The sequence below is a fragment of the Poseidonibacter lekithochrous genome, from assembly GCF_013283835.1.
In the GTDB taxonomy this organism is placed as follows: domain Bacteria; phylum Campylobacterota; class Campylobacteria; order Campylobacterales; family Arcobacteraceae; genus Poseidonibacter; species Poseidonibacter lekithochrous.
This window is the reverse complement of the sequence record NZ_CP054052.1, coordinates 2,288,981-2,305,883: the sequence shown is the minus strand read 5'-3', so window position 1 is coordinate 2,305,883 and position 16,903 is coordinate 2,288,981. Positions and strand designations below refer to the sequence as shown.

The 16,903-nt window shown below is 28.1% G+C and carries 20 protein-coding genes; 13 read left to right on the top strand and 7 right to left on the bottom strand.

Annotated elements, in window-relative coordinates; translation table 11 throughout:
- Positions 1 to 88: 88 nt before the first annotated feature.
- From ALEK_RS10920 to ALEK_RS10890, 7 genes are all read right to left on the bottom strand, one after another.
- A complete protein-coding gene (locus tag ALEK_RS10920; protein WP_083574539.1) occupies positions 89 to 823 on the bottom strand; it encodes a sulfite exporter TauE/SafE family protein in 735 nt (244 codons plus the stop codon).
- A gap of 2 nt (positions 824 to 825) precedes the next feature.
- The gene (gene cysE, locus ALEK_RS10915; RefSeq protein ID WP_071626102.1) at positions 826 to 1,542 is read right to left on the bottom strand and encodes a serine O-acetyltransferase; all 717 of its coding nucleotides are present in this window, start codon (positions 1,540 to 1,542) and stop codon (positions 826 to 828) included.
- Between the two features lie 61 nt (positions 1,543 to 1,603).
- Positions 1,604 to 3,409 carry a biosynthetic arginine decarboxylase gene (gene speA, locus ALEK_RS10910; RefSeq protein ID WP_071625133.1) on the bottom strand — a complete coding sequence of 602 codons (1,806 nt, stop codon included), beginning with the start codon at positions 3,407 to 3,409 and terminating at the stop codon, positions 1,604 to 1,606.
- Positions 3,410 to 3,411: 2 nt separating this feature from the next.
- A complete protein-coding gene (gene hisS, locus ALEK_RS10905) occupies positions 3,412 to 4,719 on the bottom strand; it encodes a histidine--tRNA ligase (RefSeq protein WP_083574541.1) in 1,308 nt (435 codons plus the stop codon).
- Positions 4,709 to 5,278 carry a dTMP kinase gene (gene tmk, locus ALEK_RS10900; protein ID WP_071625134.1) on the bottom strand — a complete coding sequence of 190 codons (570 nt, stop codon included), beginning with the start codon at positions 5,276 to 5,278 and terminating at the stop codon, positions 4,709 to 4,711. The genes hisS and tmk overlap by 11 nt, the downstream gene beginning before the upstream one ends.
- Positions 5,269 to 5,766, bottom strand: coding sequence for a pantetheine-phosphate adenylyltransferase (gene coaD, locus ALEK_RS10895; RefSeq protein ID WP_071625135.1), 498 nt, complete (start codon positions 5,764 to 5,766; stop codon positions 5,269 to 5,271). The genes tmk and coaD overlap by 10 nt, the downstream gene beginning before the upstream one ends.
- Before the next feature lie 3 nt (positions 5,767 to 5,769).
- Positions 5,770 to 6,324: a UbiX family flavin prenyltransferase gene (locus tag ALEK_RS10890; protein WP_071625136.1), complete on the bottom strand. Its 555-nt coding sequence runs from the start codon at positions 6,322 to 6,324 to the stop codon at positions 5,770 to 5,772.
- 247 nt (positions 6,325 to 6,571) lie between these two features.
- Here ALEK_RS10890 and ALEK_RS10885 point away from each other — a divergent pair, with 247 nt between their 5' ends.
- From ALEK_RS10885 to lptC, 13 genes are all read left to right on the top strand, one after another.
- Positions 6,572 to 7,213: a recombinase family protein gene (locus tag ALEK_RS10885; RefSeq protein WP_071625137.1), complete on the top strand. Its 642-nt coding sequence runs from the start codon at positions 6,572 to 6,574 to the stop codon at positions 7,211 to 7,213.
- A 95-nt stretch (positions 7,214 to 7,308) separates the two neighbouring features.
- A complete protein-coding gene (locus ALEK_RS10880) occupies positions 7,309 to 8,745 on the top strand; it encodes an Lcl domain-containing protein (RefSeq protein WP_071625138.1) in 1,437 nt (478 codons plus the stop codon).
- Positions 8,746 to 8,826: 81 nt separating this feature from the next.
- Positions 8,827 to 9,492, top strand: a complete 666-nt coding sequence (locus tag ALEK_RS10875; RefSeq protein WP_071625139.1) for a response regulator transcription factor — start codon at positions 8,827 to 8,829, stop codon at positions 9,490 to 9,492.
- Positions 9,489 to 10,685: an ArsS family sensor histidine kinase gene (locus tag ALEK_RS10870; RefSeq protein ID WP_071625140.1), complete on the top strand. Its 1,197-nt coding sequence runs from the start codon at positions 9,489 to 9,491 to the stop codon at positions 10,683 to 10,685. The genes ALEK_RS10875 and ALEK_RS10870 overlap by 4 nt, the downstream gene beginning before the upstream one ends.
- Before the next feature lie 77 nt (positions 10,686 to 10,762).
- Positions 10,763 to 11,209 carry a 50S ribosomal protein L9 gene (gene rplI, locus ALEK_RS10865; RefSeq protein ID WP_071625141.1) on the top strand — a complete coding sequence of 149 codons (447 nt, stop codon included), beginning with the start codon at positions 10,763 to 10,765 and terminating at the stop codon, positions 11,207 to 11,209.
- A 3-nt stretch (positions 11,210 to 11,212) separates the two neighbouring features.
- Positions 11,213 to 11,749, top strand: coding sequence for an ATP-dependent protease subunit HslV (gene hslV, locus ALEK_RS10860; RefSeq protein ID WP_071625142.1), 537 nt, complete (start codon positions 11,213 to 11,215; stop codon positions 11,747 to 11,749).
- Between the two features lie 6 nt (positions 11,750 to 11,755).
- Positions 11,756 to 13,084, top strand: coding sequence for an ATP-dependent protease ATPase subunit HslU (gene hslU, locus ALEK_RS10855; RefSeq protein ID WP_071625143.1), 1,329 nt, complete (start codon positions 11,756 to 11,758; stop codon positions 13,082 to 13,084).
- Positions 13,085 to 13,143: 59 nt separating this feature from the next.
- On the top strand, positions 13,144 to 13,449 hold the full coding sequence (locus ALEK_RS10850; protein ID WP_071625144.1) for a hypothetical protein: 306 nt from the start codon (positions 13,144 to 13,146) through the stop codon (positions 13,447 to 13,449).
- Positions 13,446 to 14,234 (top strand): TatD family hydrolase, encoded by a 789-nt coding sequence (locus ALEK_RS10845; protein ID WP_071625145.1) that lies wholly within the window; start codon positions 13,446 to 13,448, stop codon positions 14,232 to 14,234. Before ALEK_RS10850 ends, ALEK_RS10845 begins: the two co-directional genes overlap by 4 nt.
- Positions 14,235 to 14,381: 147 nt before the next feature.
- A complete protein-coding gene (locus ALEK_RS10840) occupies positions 14,382 to 15,299 on the top strand; it encodes a septal ring lytic transglycosylase RlpA family protein (protein WP_071625146.1) in 918 nt (305 codons plus the stop codon).
- 11 nt (positions 15,300 to 15,310) lie between these two features.
- The gene (gene hisB / locus ALEK_RS10835; protein WP_071625147.1) at positions 15,311 to 15,883 is read left to right on the top strand and encodes an imidazoleglycerol-phosphate dehydratase HisB; all 573 of its coding nucleotides are present in this window, start codon (positions 15,311 to 15,313) and stop codon (positions 15,881 to 15,883) included.
- Entirely contained in the window at positions 15,880 to 16,377 is a 498-nt protein-coding gene (locus ALEK_RS10830; protein WP_071625148.1) for a KdsC family phosphatase, read from the top strand. Before hisB ends, ALEK_RS10830 begins: the two co-directional genes overlap by 4 nt.
- Positions 16,368 to 16,901: an LPS export ABC transporter periplasmic protein LptC gene (lptC, locus tag ALEK_RS10825; RefSeq protein ID WP_071625149.1), complete on the top strand. Its 534-nt coding sequence runs from the start codon at positions 16,368 to 16,370 to the stop codon at positions 16,899 to 16,901. The genes ALEK_RS10830 and lptC overlap by 10 nt, the downstream gene beginning before the upstream one ends.
- Positions 16,902 to 16,903: the final 2 nt, after the last annotated feature.

The window sequence follows — 16,903 nt, the reverse complement described above, 5'->3', positions numbered from 1 at the left end:
TTACCTTAATATTATTTCCTATTGTAAATAATACAATAATAAAGTATATATTGCAAGATAAAAGTAATTAATAATTATTAGATATAAATTAAAAAGTTTTGTAAATCATAGTTATTAATATGATAGAGTTTAATAAAAGAATGTATTTTTTATATGAGTTTGAATGAACGTTATTTTTTACTTTTATTCCAAAGTAAACACCAATTAATGAAGCAATACCTACTGTTGCACCTTCAAGATACATCATATGTCCATTTAAAGATAATGAAGTAAATCCTGCAATTGATGAAAACATAACAAAAAATAGACCTAATGCAGTAGCTGCTTTTAGATCATATCTCATAAATCCTAGAAGGATAGGTGTTAAGATTATAGAGCCACCAACTCCAATACTCATAGCAACCATACCTGTAAAAAATCCAATTAGAAAAAGAATAAATTTATTATGACTTTTACTTGGTTCATCTCTTTGAGCAGGGGAAATAAAGATTTTTATAATAGCATATACTAATATAGCTATAAAAACATATTGTAGTGTTTCATTGGATACATTAGTGACAATAAATCCACTTTGTAAACCTCCAACGAAACCACCAATTCCTATGATTAATCCATCTTTTATTACATTTGTAACTTTTTTTGAATTAAGGAAAGAACCATAAACAGAAGAGAATACCATTTGCATAATAGATATTGCAATGGCTTGTTTCATTACAAAACCAGCAAGCAATAACATTGGTACAAGAATCATTCCTCCACCAATGCCAAAAAAACCTGATAAAAAACCAGTAATAATTCCAAATGCTGCTAGTTCAAAAATCAAAACTATTTCTTTTTAATAGAATTCATTGCATTAATAAATTTATTATAATCTTCTTCAAGTTTTTTATCTTTGTCACTTACATCAATTCCATCTTCTTCTTTTAGCGCAGTTTCTAAAACATGAATTCTTTCAATTAAGTATTTGAACATTTCTTTATTAATATCTGGTAAATCATCGTGCGCTAGTTTACAATTTTTATTATCTTTTTTGATAATTTTTGCAGGAACACCAACAGCTGTTGAACTTTTTGGAACATCACAAACAACAACTGAGTTTGCTCCAACTTTTGAGTTCTTACCAATTGTAATATTTCCTAAAACTTTAGCACCACTACCAATTACTGCATTTGCTCTAACTGTTGGGTGACGTTTACCTTTATCAAGACTAACTCCACCAAGTGTTACATTTTGATAGATTAATACATCTTCATCAATAATAGCAGTTGCCCCAATTACAACTCCAATAGCATGATCGATAAATACTCTTCTTCCAATAGTAGCTGCTGGATGAATATCAGTTTTTGTAAATAGTGAGCCAATACCAACATAAGCTCTTGATAGTTTTACCCAACCTTTATTATAAAGTCTATTTGAAATTCTATGATTTATTATTGCCCAAACACCTGGGTAATTAAAAAATAGTTCAAAATTTGAATCTAAAGCAGGGTCATTTAATCTAGGAACTGAAAAATCTTCTTTAATTTGTTTCCAAAGACCAATCTCTTTTTGTGCTTTTAAAATCTTTTCTTTTAGTTCTTGATTTGCTTGTTTTACTTTATCATTACTCATTGTAACTCCATATAGTTTTTAGATAACTATTTTCATTTAAATATTTTTTTAATATCTTATACGTATTAGTATCTAAATTTTCTTTTAATTTATCTTTAATTTCTCTAGTATCATAATCAATATCGTCAAGAATATCGATTATTGTTTGTGATTCTAAGATTTTTTCTAAAACTACTTCATTATCTTTGAATACAATATTTACTTCCGTTGGATGAGAGAATAGGTTGTGTTTCATTCCTAATGTATCTTGATAAGCTCCCACATTAAAAAATCCTAAAAAGTACTCTTCTTTATTTAGATTTATATCATGTAAATATAAAGGCTTTTTAGAACTAAATGGCAATTCACCATCACTATCACAAGTAATATCCCATAATGAAGCAGATCTTGTTGGTTTTTTATCAAGATGCGTTAGTGGCATTACTGGAAATTCTTGGTCTATTCCCCAGTAATCAGGAAGTGATTGGAACATAGAAAAGTTTAATAGATATTTCTCTTGAATATTTTCATCAAGCTTTTTTAACTCTTCATAATCTTCAACTTCTAATTGAGAAATTGCTTTTTTTATAATTTGATGAGTTAAAATTTCCGCATTTGATCTATCTTGTAAATCAATATAACCTAAATCAAATAGTGTTAGTAATGACTCCATATGATCAATTGCATCATGCATATATTCATAGGATGTTCGTTTTGTCATATCAGTAAATAGAGCATTTAATTCTTCAATTAAAGGTGGATTTTTTTCTTTTAAATTTAGGTGTTGTAAATCATATTCTGATGAAAATAGCTCTAATACTGGTGTAATTAATACAGTTGAAGCTGCTGAAATATATCTACCAGATTCTGTAAATATATTAGGCTCTTCAACTCCTTTTTGTTTTGCAATATCTTTTAATGTAAAAATTACATCACTTGCAAACTCTCTTAATGAATAGAATCTACTTCTTTCATAAGCTGAGTATTCAACTGCTAAACCTCCACCTATGTTAATAGAGTTTAAGCTAGATGCACCTAGATTTTTAAGTTCTGCATAAATGTGACCTGATTCTCTTAATGCCTTTTTTAAAGGTTTAATAGAATTCATATCTGAACCAATATGAAAATGAATCATAGTAAGATATTCAATCATATTATTTTCTGCTATTAATTCATAAGCTTCAAGTATTTCAGTAGAAGTAAGACCAAATTTAGAATTAATACCTCCACTTTTAGCCCAAATACCACTTCCCCCACTATGTAATCTTACTCTAAGACCAATATTAGGACAAGGAAGATTTGTCTCTTCAGCAACTGCTATGATTGTTTGAAGTTCATTTAATCCTTCAATAATAAGAGTAATATCATGTCCCTTACTCTTAGCAATAAATCCTAGATGAACCATCTCTTTATCTTTAAATCCATTTACTGTAATAGGAGCATTTTTGTTATTGTAAGTCATGGCAATAACTAATTCAGCTTTACTTCCAGCTTCTAGTCCATAATTGAATTTTTTTCCAGATGAAAGTAGGGGTTGTATAAAGTTTGGTAGTTGATTTACTTTCAAAGGAAAAACAGCATTGAAGCTTCCTTTGTAATCATACTCTTTCATACTATTATTAAATGTATCAAATAAAGTAGTGATTTGCTTATTTGTAATATGAGGAAATCTTAAAAGTAATGGACCTTTAAAATCTTGTTCTCTTATCTCTTTTACTATAGAAATAAGTGATGGTTTAGAAGCAAAATTTACTTTTGCTAAACCCTCTTCAATGATAAAATTATCATCACTCCAAATATCAATACCGTAATTATTCAATACTATTTCTCTATTTTTGGAAATGTATCAGTTATATTTGATGCTTTTTTATTTATCATAGTAGTTTTTGAAGAAAAAATATTAAGGTCCATAGTTACTTCTTCTCTTGTTTCTATATTTTTAACATAGATTGTTCCTTCGGCTAATTCTTTTTCACCGATTAATGCAACAATACTTGCTTCTGCTTTTTCTGCTAATTTAAAGTGTTTTCCAAATCCTCTTGGAGTATATTCAATAAAAGTTTTTGTAGTTTTTCTTTTTGCATTTGCAGTTTTTAATACAGCATTTAGACAAGATTCATCTAAAGCTCCAATATAAACTATCTCTTCTTTTTGTGATTCTTTAACTTTAATTAGCTCTAATAATCTTTCAATTCCACAAGCAAATCCAAAACCAGGAGTTTCTCTTCCACCTAAGAATTCTACTAGTCTATCGTATCTTCCACCAGCAGCAATTGTACTTTGTGCTCCAATTTCATTAGAGATAAATTCAAATGCAGTTTTTGAGTAATAATCTAATCCTCTAACCATAGTTTTATTTACCACATAAGGAACATCGTTGTATTCTAAAATTTCTTTTAGTTTGTTGAATTCTTCATCACATTGTTCAGATAAATTATCAGTAATCATAGGAGCATCTTTTGTTAACTCATTACATTTTTCAACTTTACAATCTAATACTCTAATTGGATTTGTTTCAATTCTTTTTTGACAATCAGGACATAATTCATCTTTAAAAGAATTAAGGTGATTAATTAATTTTTCTCTATATTGAGGCATACACGTGTGATCCCCAAGAGAGTTAATTTCTAATGTAAAATCAATTTCAAAGTAATCTAAAATATCTTTAATCATCATAATTACATTTGCATCTTCATAAACAGAAGCTTGTCCAAATACTTCACAACCAAATTGGTGGAATTGTCTTAATCTACCTTTTTGTGGTCTTTCATATCTGAACATAGGACCGTGGTAATACCATCTAAAAGTTCCACCAGCTCTATCTAATTTCTTTTCAACAAAGTGTCTAACAACACCAGCAGTTCCTTCAGGTCTTAAACAAACTTCATTTTCACCTTTATCAGTGAAGTTATACATCTCTTTATTTACAATATCTGAACTCTCACCAACTGATCTTTTAAATAAAGCAGTCTCTTCTAAAATAGGTGTTTCCATATAAGAAAAACCATATCTTTTTGCAATTGCAGAAGCATTCTCTACAAAATATGTAAATAATTTACTATCATCATTTACAACATCTTTCATACCTCTTAAGCTTTGAATTGTTTTTACATTACCCTTACTTGCCATTTAAAAAATCCTCTATTTCTATTTCTATTTCTTCTATTTTTAAACTTGCATCAACAAATAAATGATTAATTCCAAGTTTGATTATTGTCTCTTTCATTCTATTTTGAATGTTCATTAGATATTCAATTCCACGTAATTCAATTGCATCATTCTCTTTTTGAGATAATCTATATGTTAACTCTTCTGCTGATAATTCAAGTAAAATAGCATGAGTTGGTAATACATTATTTGTAGCTAAAAGATTTAATTCAATCATTTTTTCTAACTCAAAAATTGAAGCATAAGCAATTCCTGAAACCATTGATCTATCCGAAATAACCATTTTGTCTTCGTTTGATATTACAACTTCTTCAATATGTTCAGCTCTATCTGCTAAGAATAAAAACATCTCTGCAATACCAGATTTTGCTTCACCATTTAAAGCCATAGCTCTTAGTTTTACACCGATTTGTGTTCCACCTGGCTCTTTTGTAAAGATCGCATCTGAGTATTTTTTTTGAAGTAAGTCTAATTGAGTTGACTTTCCTGCTGTATCAATACCTTCAATTACTACATACATTCTAAAACTTCCTTTGGAATAAGATGTTGGAATTTACCATCAAATCTGATGATTTCCCTTACAATTGTTGATGAAACAAAAGCGTTTTCTAATGTTGGCATTAGATATAAAGTCTCTAATTTATCGTTAATTGAAGAGTTTGCATATCCCATTTGTAATTCGTATTCGAAATCTGAAACGGCACGTAATCCTCTAATAATTGTATTAACACCTTGTTCTGTGGCAAAATCAACAAGTAGAGTATCAAATCCTTCAACTCTTACATTTTTTAAATGACTTGTTGCAGCTTTAGCGAATTTTACTCTATCTTCAGGAGAGAACATAGGTCCTTTTCTTTCACTTTTTGCTACGGCAATTATTACTTCGTCGAATATGTTCGCAGCTCGACTAATAATATCTAGATGTCCATTTGTAATTGGATCAAAAGTTCCACTATAAATAGCTTTTCTGTATGAGGCTTTATCAGCATCGTGTATGTTTCTAGGCATTTTTTATTCCCATCTTTTATATAAATTGTGTTTGATTTTTAATAGGTCAAACCATTTTCCAATTAGAAAGTTTTCCATATCTTCTAGACTTTGTTGACCAGAATAATATCCTAAAACTGGTGGCGCAATAGTTACACCAAGTTTTGAAAGTTTAAGCATATTTTCTAGAGCAATAGAACTTAAAGGCAATTCTCTTGGACAAAGAATAATCTCTCTATTCTCTTTTAGCATTACTGTAAAAGCTCGTGTGATTAATGAATCTGATATTCCAACAGAACATTTTGCAAGAGTGTTCATTGAACAAGGTAATACAATCATTTTATCAATAGGGAAAGACCCTGATGCAATAGGCGCTGCAATATTTGAGTCTTTTAAAATAGTTACATTTTTTTTATCTTGGAATTGCTTTTTTACAGAAATCCCACTTTCTAATTTTAATGCAGTTTTAGCACTATTTGAAATAACTAAATAAACTTCAATATCTTCTGGAATTTTTTTTACAAAATTTAGTCCCAGATTAGCTCCACTTGCCCCTGATATAGCAACTGTAATTTTCAAAAAGAACCCTTTCTAATGTTTTATAAGTAAAAAGATAATAGCTAAAAATTGCTTTGAATTCAAACTGTATAAGCTTATGTGTAAAGACATAACTATTAAATTCACTATTTACACATGTTTTTAATTGTTAATTAAGAATAAGTTAAGTTATTTTCTATTAACATTTTGTATAAACTTTAAATGTAGTTAAATAAACATTATGTTTTCATATATTTAAAGTACTATACTCTATGTTAAAGGTTATTATATGGGAAAGATTTTTACATATGTCAGAGTTAACAAGAATAATGAAAAATATACAGATAGTCAAAAGGACAGTTTAGATTCTTATGTTAAAAAACATAATATTGATATTTTAGAAAATATTGAGATTGAAATAAACACACCAAGTGATGAGAAAAATATTTTAGAATTACTTAAAAACTGTGAGAAGAATTCAACAATTATTGTTGCTGATTTGAATGTTTTTGGTAGAACTATTGAAACTATTTTAGAGATTGTAAGATTTTTACTTTCTAATAAAATTAGAATCTTAGTATCTAATCAGAACCTTGATTTAGTTGATGATAAAGATATGTTAACACAAATGATTTTAGGTGTGATTTCTATGACTATTGACCTTGAAAAAGATCTTATGAGTCTAAGAACTAAAGAAGCATTAACTGCAAAAAAACTAAGTGGGGCTAGTTTAGGAAAACCTAAAGGAACTATACAAAAATCTAAATTTGATAAACAAAGAGATAAGATTGAAGAGTTACTTTCAGTTGGTTTATCTGTTAGAAAAATAGCAAAACTTCTTGGATACAATAACCACATAGGCTTAAATAATTATGTTAAAAAAAGGAACATAAGAGAAAATTTGCCTAATACCCTTGATATAGCAAGCTAATTGCTATATCAAGGTTTACTTTTATTTACAAACTATTTACTTTATATTTAAATTTAGTCTGTAAGATTGAATTATATAAAATATAAGGATTCAATATGCTACTTAGTAAAACTTCATTTTTCATTTCTACTTTTTCTATTTTAGCTTTAGCTAATACAAATCAAACATATACAGTGATGGATACTTCACAAAAGAGTTTTTTTAATGATAAAACCTTTATTCAAAGCCCAAAAATCAATGAAGCTTTTTATGGACAAGATGCTACTTATATTGGCAATAAAGTAATATATAAAGATAATAAAAATAGTACTATTACTGATATACAAACTGGTTTAATTTGGCAAAAAACTTATACAGATAAACTCTCTTTTAATGATGCGGTAAAATACGCTAAAGAGGCTAGAATAGGTGGTTTTAATGATTGGAGAATACCTACAGTTAAAGAATTATATTCATTAATTGACTTTAATGGTAAAACAGGTACATCAAGAAATAAAAATAATGTTGTACCAAGTGATGCAAAACCATATATCAATACAGATTATTTTGATTTTGAGTACTCTAATGATAGAAGATATATTGATGTTCAATTTTGGACTAGTACTGATTACACTAGTACAACAATGAATGGAAATAAGACTTTTTTTGGTGTTAATTTTGCTGATGGAAGAATCAAAGGTTATCCTAAATATAGTGTGAATTCTAAAGTGCCTGGAAAGTATTATTTAAGATTAGTTCGTGGTAATACTAAGTATGGAAAGAATAAGTTTATTGATAAGAACAATGGTACTATTTATGATGAAGCAACAACTCTTACTTGGATAAAAAATGATAGTGGACCTTATAATTGGAAAGACTCTTTAGCTTATTGTGAGAATTTAAATTATGCTGGTATTAGTACTTGGAGATTACCTAATGCAAAAGAGTTACAAAGCATTGTTGATTACTCAAAATCTCCTAATGCTACTTCAAGTGCAAGTATAAATGATATATTTGAAAGTACAAAAATAAAGAATGAAAATAACAGTATTGACTATGGATATTATTGGTCTAGTACAACTCATTTAGATGGAAAAGATTTAGGAGCTAATGCAGTTTATTTATCTTTTGGTAGAGCTTTAGGTTATATGAATGATAGAAGATTGAATATAAGATCTTTAGTAGATGTACATGGTTCTGGTGCACAAAGAAGTGATCCCAAAAGTGGAAGTAAAATGAAGTTTTCTAAGGGGCGTGGACCTCAAGGTGATGTTGTTAGAATTTATAATTTTGCTAGATGTGTAAGTGATAATTATACTAAAGTTAATACAAAACGTACATTTGTAAAAGCATTAAATGAAAATGTGCCTATTATCAGAGGTAATGATAATATGAAAGCTATTAAGTTTTTTGATAGAAATAATGATAGTAAAATTTCTTATAAAGAAGCTCCAAAAAGAATGCAAGAGAATTTTTCTAGACATGATTTAAATGATGATGGTTTTATAGATTCAAATGAAGCAAGAACTTTACCTAGAAAAAATAAGAGATAATTGTTTACTTTCATTTACTTTATATTTATTTTGAGTTTTAAATAAAATAATAGAATTAGAATAACAACACAAAGGATTTTTATGATAGAAATTTTGATGATTGAAGATGATCCAGAATTTTCTTTATTCTTAGGAGAATATTTAGAAAAATATAATATTAAAATTACTAATTATGAAGATCCTTATTTGGGTTTAAGTGCTGGTATTTCTAATTATGATTTATTGATTTTAGATTTAACTCTTCCTGGAATGGATGGACTAGATGTATGCAAAGAGATATCTTCAAAATATGATATTCCTATAATAATCTCAAGTGCAAGATCTGATGTAAGTGATAAGATTATGGGTTTACAAATTGGAGCTGATTATTATCTTCCAAAACCTTATGATCCAAAAGAAATGTATGCTGTTATTCAAAGTCTGTTAAGACGAAGTAAAAAAATAAATAAAGAAGAAGATGCTAATAGTGATTTTATTTTTGATAAAACAAAACATAAAATATTTTTCAAAAAAGAAGAATTGATTTTAACTCAAGCTGAATATGAAGTAATGATAGTTTTATTAGAAAATAAAAATGCAATAGTTTCAAGAGAACAAATTGTAAATGCAAGTACAAGTTTAAGTGATAGTTATAGTAAAAGTCTAAATGTAATTATTGGAAGACTAAGAAGTAAACTTGAAGATAGTTCAAAAAATCCAAAACACTTACATTCCATTAGAGGTTTAGGATATAAACTATCACAATGAATTTAAACTCAATAACAACAAAAATATCTTTAATATTTCTAATTGCTATTTTAATGTTAATAGCTCTTTTTTTATTTTATTTGGATTATGATAAAAAAGAAGAGAATAAACCAATCATAAATTATCATCAAGAAATCTCAAAATACTTAAAAGAAAAAAGATTACCAGAAGATGAAGTTATTGAATATTTAGAAACTTTATCTTTTGAAGTTTCAAGAAGACCATTTATTGTTCTTCCTAAAGGTGAAATGATTTTTTCTAAAAGAGGTTTTGAAACAATACTTTTTGAAGATGAATATTATTTTCATATGGTTACTCCTTTTTTTAGAATTTTATTTAAAGATACACATGATTATAAAAAGACAAATTACTTATATGTATTTTTCCCTTTTGTTTTAATTTTATTAATTTTAATTTATATATGGTTAATCAAAAGTTTACAACCTCTCAAAAAACTAAAAAATGATATTACAGAGTTTTCAAAAGGAAATTTACAAATAAATTGTAAGAGTGATAAAAAAGATGAAATTGCAGAAGTCTCAAATGAATTTGATAATGCAGTAAAAAAAATTGATTTACTTTTAAACTCAAGACAATTATTCTTAAGAACAATTATGCATGAATTAAAAACGCCAATTGCAAAAGGAAGAATTGTTAGTGAGTTAATAAATGAAGAAAAACAAAAAGATAGAATGATTTCAATTTTTGAACGTCTTGATTTTTTGATTAATGATTTTTCAAAAGTAGAACAAGTCCTAAGTGATAATTATGTACTTACAAAACACAAACACTCTCTGCTTGATATTTTTGATGATGCTTTTATTTTATTAATGATAAATAAAGATTCAGAAAAAATAGATTTGACTATAAATGAAGATACAAAAATTAATGCTGATTTATCACTAATGGCAATGGTAATTAAAAATCTAATTGATAATGCTCTTAAATACTCAAGTGACTCAAAAATAATTATTAAACAAGAAGAGAACTCTTTATTATTTATCTCAAAGGGAGATAAACTTTCAAAACCTATTGAAGAATATTTTAAACCCTTTCATAATGAAACAAACAATAAAAATCATGGGATGGGATTAGGACTTTATATTGTTAAATCTGTTTTAGATTTACATGGCTTTATCTTTGAATATTCTTATGAAAACTCTAATAATACATTTAAAATAATTTATAAGTAAAATAATTTCTTTCACATTTATATTCACTTCATATAAAATATAGTAAAATATTGGCTATTTATTTATATGGAGATAATATGAAAGTTTTATTAATTAAAGACGTTAAAGGTTTAGGAAAAACTGGTGAAGTAAAAGAAGTAAAAGATGGTTACGGAAAAAACTTTTTAGTTGGAAAAGGTTTAGCTAAGCATGCAACACCAGAAGTATTAAACAGATATAAAGCAGAACAAAGAAAATTAGCAGAAACTGAAGCAGCTGAAATTGCAGCGGCAAAAGAATTATCAGAAAAATTAAATGCTACAAAATTAACTATTAAACATAAAATTGGTGCAAATGGACATTTAATTGGTTCAGTTACAAGTAAAGAGATTAGTGAATCATTAAATTCTCAATTCTCAATTGAACTTGATAAAAAACACCTTTCTTTAGAGAAAAAAATTAAAGCAGAAGGAACATTTGAAGTTGATTGCAAATTAGGTCATGGAATTCACGCTACTTTATCTGTTGTAATCATTGGAGAATAATTAATGTTTGACGCAACAACGATACTTGCATACAAAGGTAAAGATAAAGCTGTAATTGGAGGTGACGGTCAAGTTACTTTCGGAAATTCAGTTTTAAAAGGTAATGCAACTAAAATTAGAAAATTATACAAAGATCAGATTCTTTCAGGTTTTGCGGGAAGTACTGCTGATGCTTTTAATCTTTATGATATGTTTGAAAATCACTTAGAAAGCACTAAAGGTGACTTATTAAAAGCTGTTATTGCTTTTTCAAAAGAGTGGAGAAAAGATAAAGTTTTAAGAAGATTAGAAGCTATGATGATTGTATTAAACAAAGATCATATTTTCATCTTAAGTGGAAATGGTGATGTAGTTGAACCAGAAGATGGAGCTATTGCTTCTATTGGTAGTGGTGGTAACTTTGCTATTTCAGCTGCAAGGGCTCTTGCTAAACATTCAGATTTAGATGAAGAAGCAGTGGTAAAAGAATCACTGATGATTGCAGGGGAACTTTGTATTTATACAAATCAAAATATTAAATTATTAAAGATTGAGGATTAATAAAATATGGATTTAACACCAAAGCAGATTGTTGAATACTTAGATGATTATATCATTGGGCAAGACAATGCTAAAAAAACTATTGCATTAGCTCTTAGAAATAGATTCAGAAGAATGAGAGTTCCTGCTGATCTTCAAGAAGAAATAATGCCAAAAAATATTTTAATGATTGGTAGTACAGGAGTTGGTAAAACTGAAATTGCAAGAAGACTTGCAAAAATGATGGGATTGCCTTTTGTAAAAGTAGAAGCTTCAAAATATACAGAAGTTGGATTTGTAGGTCGTGATGTTGAATCAATGATTAGAGATCTTGTATTTGAATCAATTGCTATTGTAACTAAAGAGTTTCAAGAAAAAATCAAAGATAAAATTGCTGAAGAAGTAAATAAAAAAATCATTGAAAAACTTGTACCACCTTTACCAGAAGGTGCAACAGCAAGTGCAAAAGAATCTTTTATCAAAACTTATAACATGATGGAAAAGAAATTACTTAACGGTGATTTAGATGATAAAAAAATTGAAATTGAAGTTCCTAAAAAAGCTCACGTTGAAATTTTAGATTCATCAATGCCAATGGATATGAGCTCAATGCAAGAAAGCCTAAATAAAATGTTAGGTGGATTGAATAAAGAGAAAATCAAAAAAGAAGTAACAATCAAAGATGCTAAAGTTTTATTAAGAGACGAAGCTAGTGATAGTTTACTTGATCAAGAAGCTATTAAGATTGAAGCACTAAAAAGAGCTGAAACTGGTGGAATTATCTTCTTAGATGAAATTGATAAGATTGCTTCTGGAAAACAAAATCAAAATCAAGATCCTTCAAAAGAGGGTGTTCAAAGAGATTTACTTCCAATTGTTGAAGGTAGTTCTGTTCAAACTAAATTTGGTCAGATTAAAACAGATCATATTTTATTTATTGCTGCTGGTGCATTCCATGTATCTAAGCCATCTGATTTACTTCCAGAATTACAAGGAAGATTTCCTTTAAGAGTTGAATTAGAATCATTAGATGAAGAAGCTTTATATAAGATTCTTACTAATACTAAAAATTCACTTCTTAGACAATACAAAGCTTTATTAGAAGTTGAAGATGTACATTTAGATTTTGATGATGAAGCTATTCGAGCATTTGCTAAATATTCTGAAACTGCAAATGAAAAAACAGAAGATATTGGGGCTAGAAGATTACATACAGTAATTGAAAAAGTAATTGAAGATATATCGTATGAAGCAGATGAAAGAAAAGGCGAAACTATTGTTATAACAAAAGAGCTTGTTGAAGAAAAGCTTGATATCATTGTTGATAACGAAGATTTAGCAAGGTACATTTTATAGTATAAAAATTAATAATTTTTTAGCTAAAATAATTTATATCAATTTTTTGGGAGAAAAAAATGAAAATCGTAACATTTTGTGAAATAGAAGATTCAGTATTTGGTAGTGACCATACAGTAGAAAATTTTCATAGTGGTGTAGCAGGTGATGCTGATATTGTTGTATTAGATATTAATACAATTTTTGAATTCGAAGAAAATAAAGCAAAAGCTTGTGCTGAAAAATTTGTTTCTATTGCAATAATTGAAGATGAGAGTGACTATGATGCTTTTAAGAACTTTGGTATTGATGCTTGGATTAAAGCAGAAGATATTTCTCAAATTGGTAATTTAATTAATTTGGTTGGAAAAAGGTTATTGTCATAATTATAGATACACATTGCCATTTAGATAATTCTAAATATTATGAAGACATTGATAAAGTAATTCAAAATGCTTTAGACCACGGTGTAAAAGGGTTTTTAATACCTGGCGCGGATTTTAATGATTTACCTCAATCTATTAAATTAGCAGAAAAATACGATAGTGTTTATTTTGCTGTTGGTATTCATCCTTATGATATAGATTCATATGATGAAAAAGTTTTAGAAGAGTATATAAATCATCCAAAATGTATTGCCGTTGGAGAATGTGGACTAGATTATTTTAGACTCCCAGAAGATGAAGAGGAAAAGAAAGCTAATGTAGCAAAACAAAAAGAGGTATTTATATCTCAAATTGAGTTTGCTAAAAAAGTGAAAAAACCTCTTATTGTTCATATTCGTGAAGCATCAGATGATTCAAGACAAATCTTGATTGATTATAATGCAAAAGAAGTAGGTGGAGTTCTTCATTGTTACAATGCAAGTGAACATCTACTTCCTTTAGCTGATCATGAATTTTATTTTGGAATTGGTGGGGTTTTAACTTTTAAGAATGCTAAGAAATTAGTATCAGTTTTACCTAAAATACCAAAAGACAAATTAATCATCGAAACTGATGCTCCATATCTTACTCCACATCCCCATAGAGGTGAGAGAAATGAACCATATTTTACAGTTTTTGTGGCTGATAAAATGGCAGAACTTCTAAATATCTCAAGAGATGAGATAGAAGAACTAACTACAACAAACGCAAAAAAATTATTTAAAGAGTTTTCTAGTATATCTTAGATATAATAGTTACTATTTTATATAATAGTAACTCTTTAAATAAGACCTTCAAAAATCTTATTTATTTTCAATTAAAACATAAAAATTTAAAAAAGAGTCCTATTTCGATTTCATAATATATATTTATTTAAATAATAGGAGAAAAACTTGAAGTTTTTAAATAAAACTATTAAGTATAGTGTAACTACAAGCTTGCTAATTGGTACACTATTAATTACTGGATGTTCTCAAAAAGAACCTTCTTATTCAGTTCCAAGTTCAGATATAAACAAAGTATATAAACCTAATACAACTAATGTTTTAATTAGAAATTCAAAAGCTATGCATAGAGCAACACTAAGACCTTATACTGTTTTTGGTGTTAGGTATTATCCAAAAGTTGTAAATGTTGGCGATGACTTCAGAGGTATTGCTTCTTGGTATGGTCCTAACTTTCATGCAAAGAAAACTTCTAATGGTGAAACTTACAACATGTATGCAATGACAGCAGCGCATAAAACTCTACCTATGAATACAATGGTAAAAGTTCACAACCTAGAAAACGGTAGAACTGCAATTGTAAGAGTAAATGATAGAGGTCCTTTTGTAGCTGGAAGAATTATTGATTTATCAAATAAGGCTGCTCATAAAATTGATATGGTTAGAAATGGAACTGCAAAAGTTAAAATTACTGTTATTGGATATAACGGTGAGATTGAAAACGGTAATGCACCATTAAATGAATTACCACAAAATGTTGCAAAAGCAAAACCAGCTCTTGGTACTAAAGTTAACAATACTGAAGTAGTAGAATCACTAGCTCCTATGAAAATAGAAGAAAAAGTAATTATGCCTGCTGGGAATTATGATATTCAAGTTGGTGCCTTTAGTAGAATGGAAGGTGCACTTCAGACAAAAGCTAAATACGAATCATTAACAAATGGGAAGTATAATGTAGAAGTTAAGAAGATACTTTCAGGTGAAAGATATTTACATAAAGTTTATATTACAGGTTTTGATTCATATAATCATGCGCAACTTTTCAAAGACTCAAATGGTCTAAACGGTATGATAGTAGAGAAATAATAGGGTAAACAATGACAGAGATAAATAGAGAAACTAGAGAAACGAAAATTAAATGTAAATTAGATATCAATGGTAGTGGAAAATCAACTATTAAAACTGGAGTTGGTTTTTTTGATCATATGTTAGAGGCTTTATCTAAACATAGTGGTATGGATTTAGAACTTACATGTGATGGTGATTTACATGTTGATGCTCATCATACTGTAGAAGACTGTGGTATCGTAATAGGAAAAGCACTTAAAGAAGAAATTTTTCCTATTGAAGCAGTTGAGAGATATGGTAATGCAACAGTAGTTATGGATGAAGCTGCAACTACATGTGCATTAGATTTATCAAATAGACCATTTTTAGTATATGAAGTAAATGTATCAGGAAAAGTAGGTGAGTTTGATGTAGAACTAGCTGAAGAATTCTTCCATGCAATTTCTGGAAATGCTGGATTAACTGTACATATTATTCAAGATAGAGGTAGAAATAAACACCATATCTTAGAAGCATCTTTCAAGGCATTTGCTGTTGCATTAAGACGTGCATTAGTTAAAAATGAAAGACTTGGAATTCCAAGTACAAAAGGTGTTCTATGATTGAGTTAATTGTATTAGATGTTGATGGTACATTGACAGATGGTAAAATCATGTATACAAGTAATGGTGATGAGATCAAGTCTTTTGATGTAGCCGATGGTTTAGCTATTGCTGTATGGACTAAAAAGTTTGCTAAAAAAGCTGCAATTATTACAGGTAGAAAATCTGCCTTAGTTGAAAGACGTGCAAAAGAGTTAGGAATTTCACATTTACACCAAGGTATTCATAATAAAGATGAAGTATTAGAAAACATCTTAAAAGAAGAAGGTTTAGAGTGGAATCAAGTTGCAGCAATTGGAGATGATTTAAACGATTATAAAATGCTGAAAAAAGCTGGATTATCATTCACTCCTGCCAATGGAACTTCATACCTTAAAGATTTTGTAAACGTAGTTTGTGAAAACAAAGGTGGAGAAGGTGCTGTTCGTGAAATGATGGAATACATTTTCAAAGAAGATGGTTTAGAAGAGGATTTTGTTAACGCATGGGTATAAAACTTTTTGTAAATATTTTATTAGCATTAGGAATTGCTGCTTACTTTATTCCAGTTGAGAATAGAATAAGTGAAAATACTGATAAAGATATTCCTTTAGTAGTATTTGAAGAACCACTTATGTTTACACTTACAGAAGATAGTGTAACTAAAGTTGTAGATGCTTCAAAAGCTATAAAATACAAAAATAGAGACGAAATGTTTGATGCTGATATTATCATCAAAAATACAAAGAAAAATAAGAAATACAATTTAGATAAATTAAATGCAAAAATGATTATAAGTCATGGAGATATTCTTACTTTAAAAGAAAAAGTTTTTTATAGAAGAGATAATTTCATGACTCTTAATACTGAAAAACTTTATTATAATACTAAACAAAAAGTTGCATACAATGATATCGCTTTTAATGGTAAATATAATGGAAGCACTATAAAGGGAACAAATTTATATTTAGATATGAATAAGAATAACTTTAAGTCAAAAAAAGTGCATTTTGAAATTGATATGAAAAATAAAAAATAAGG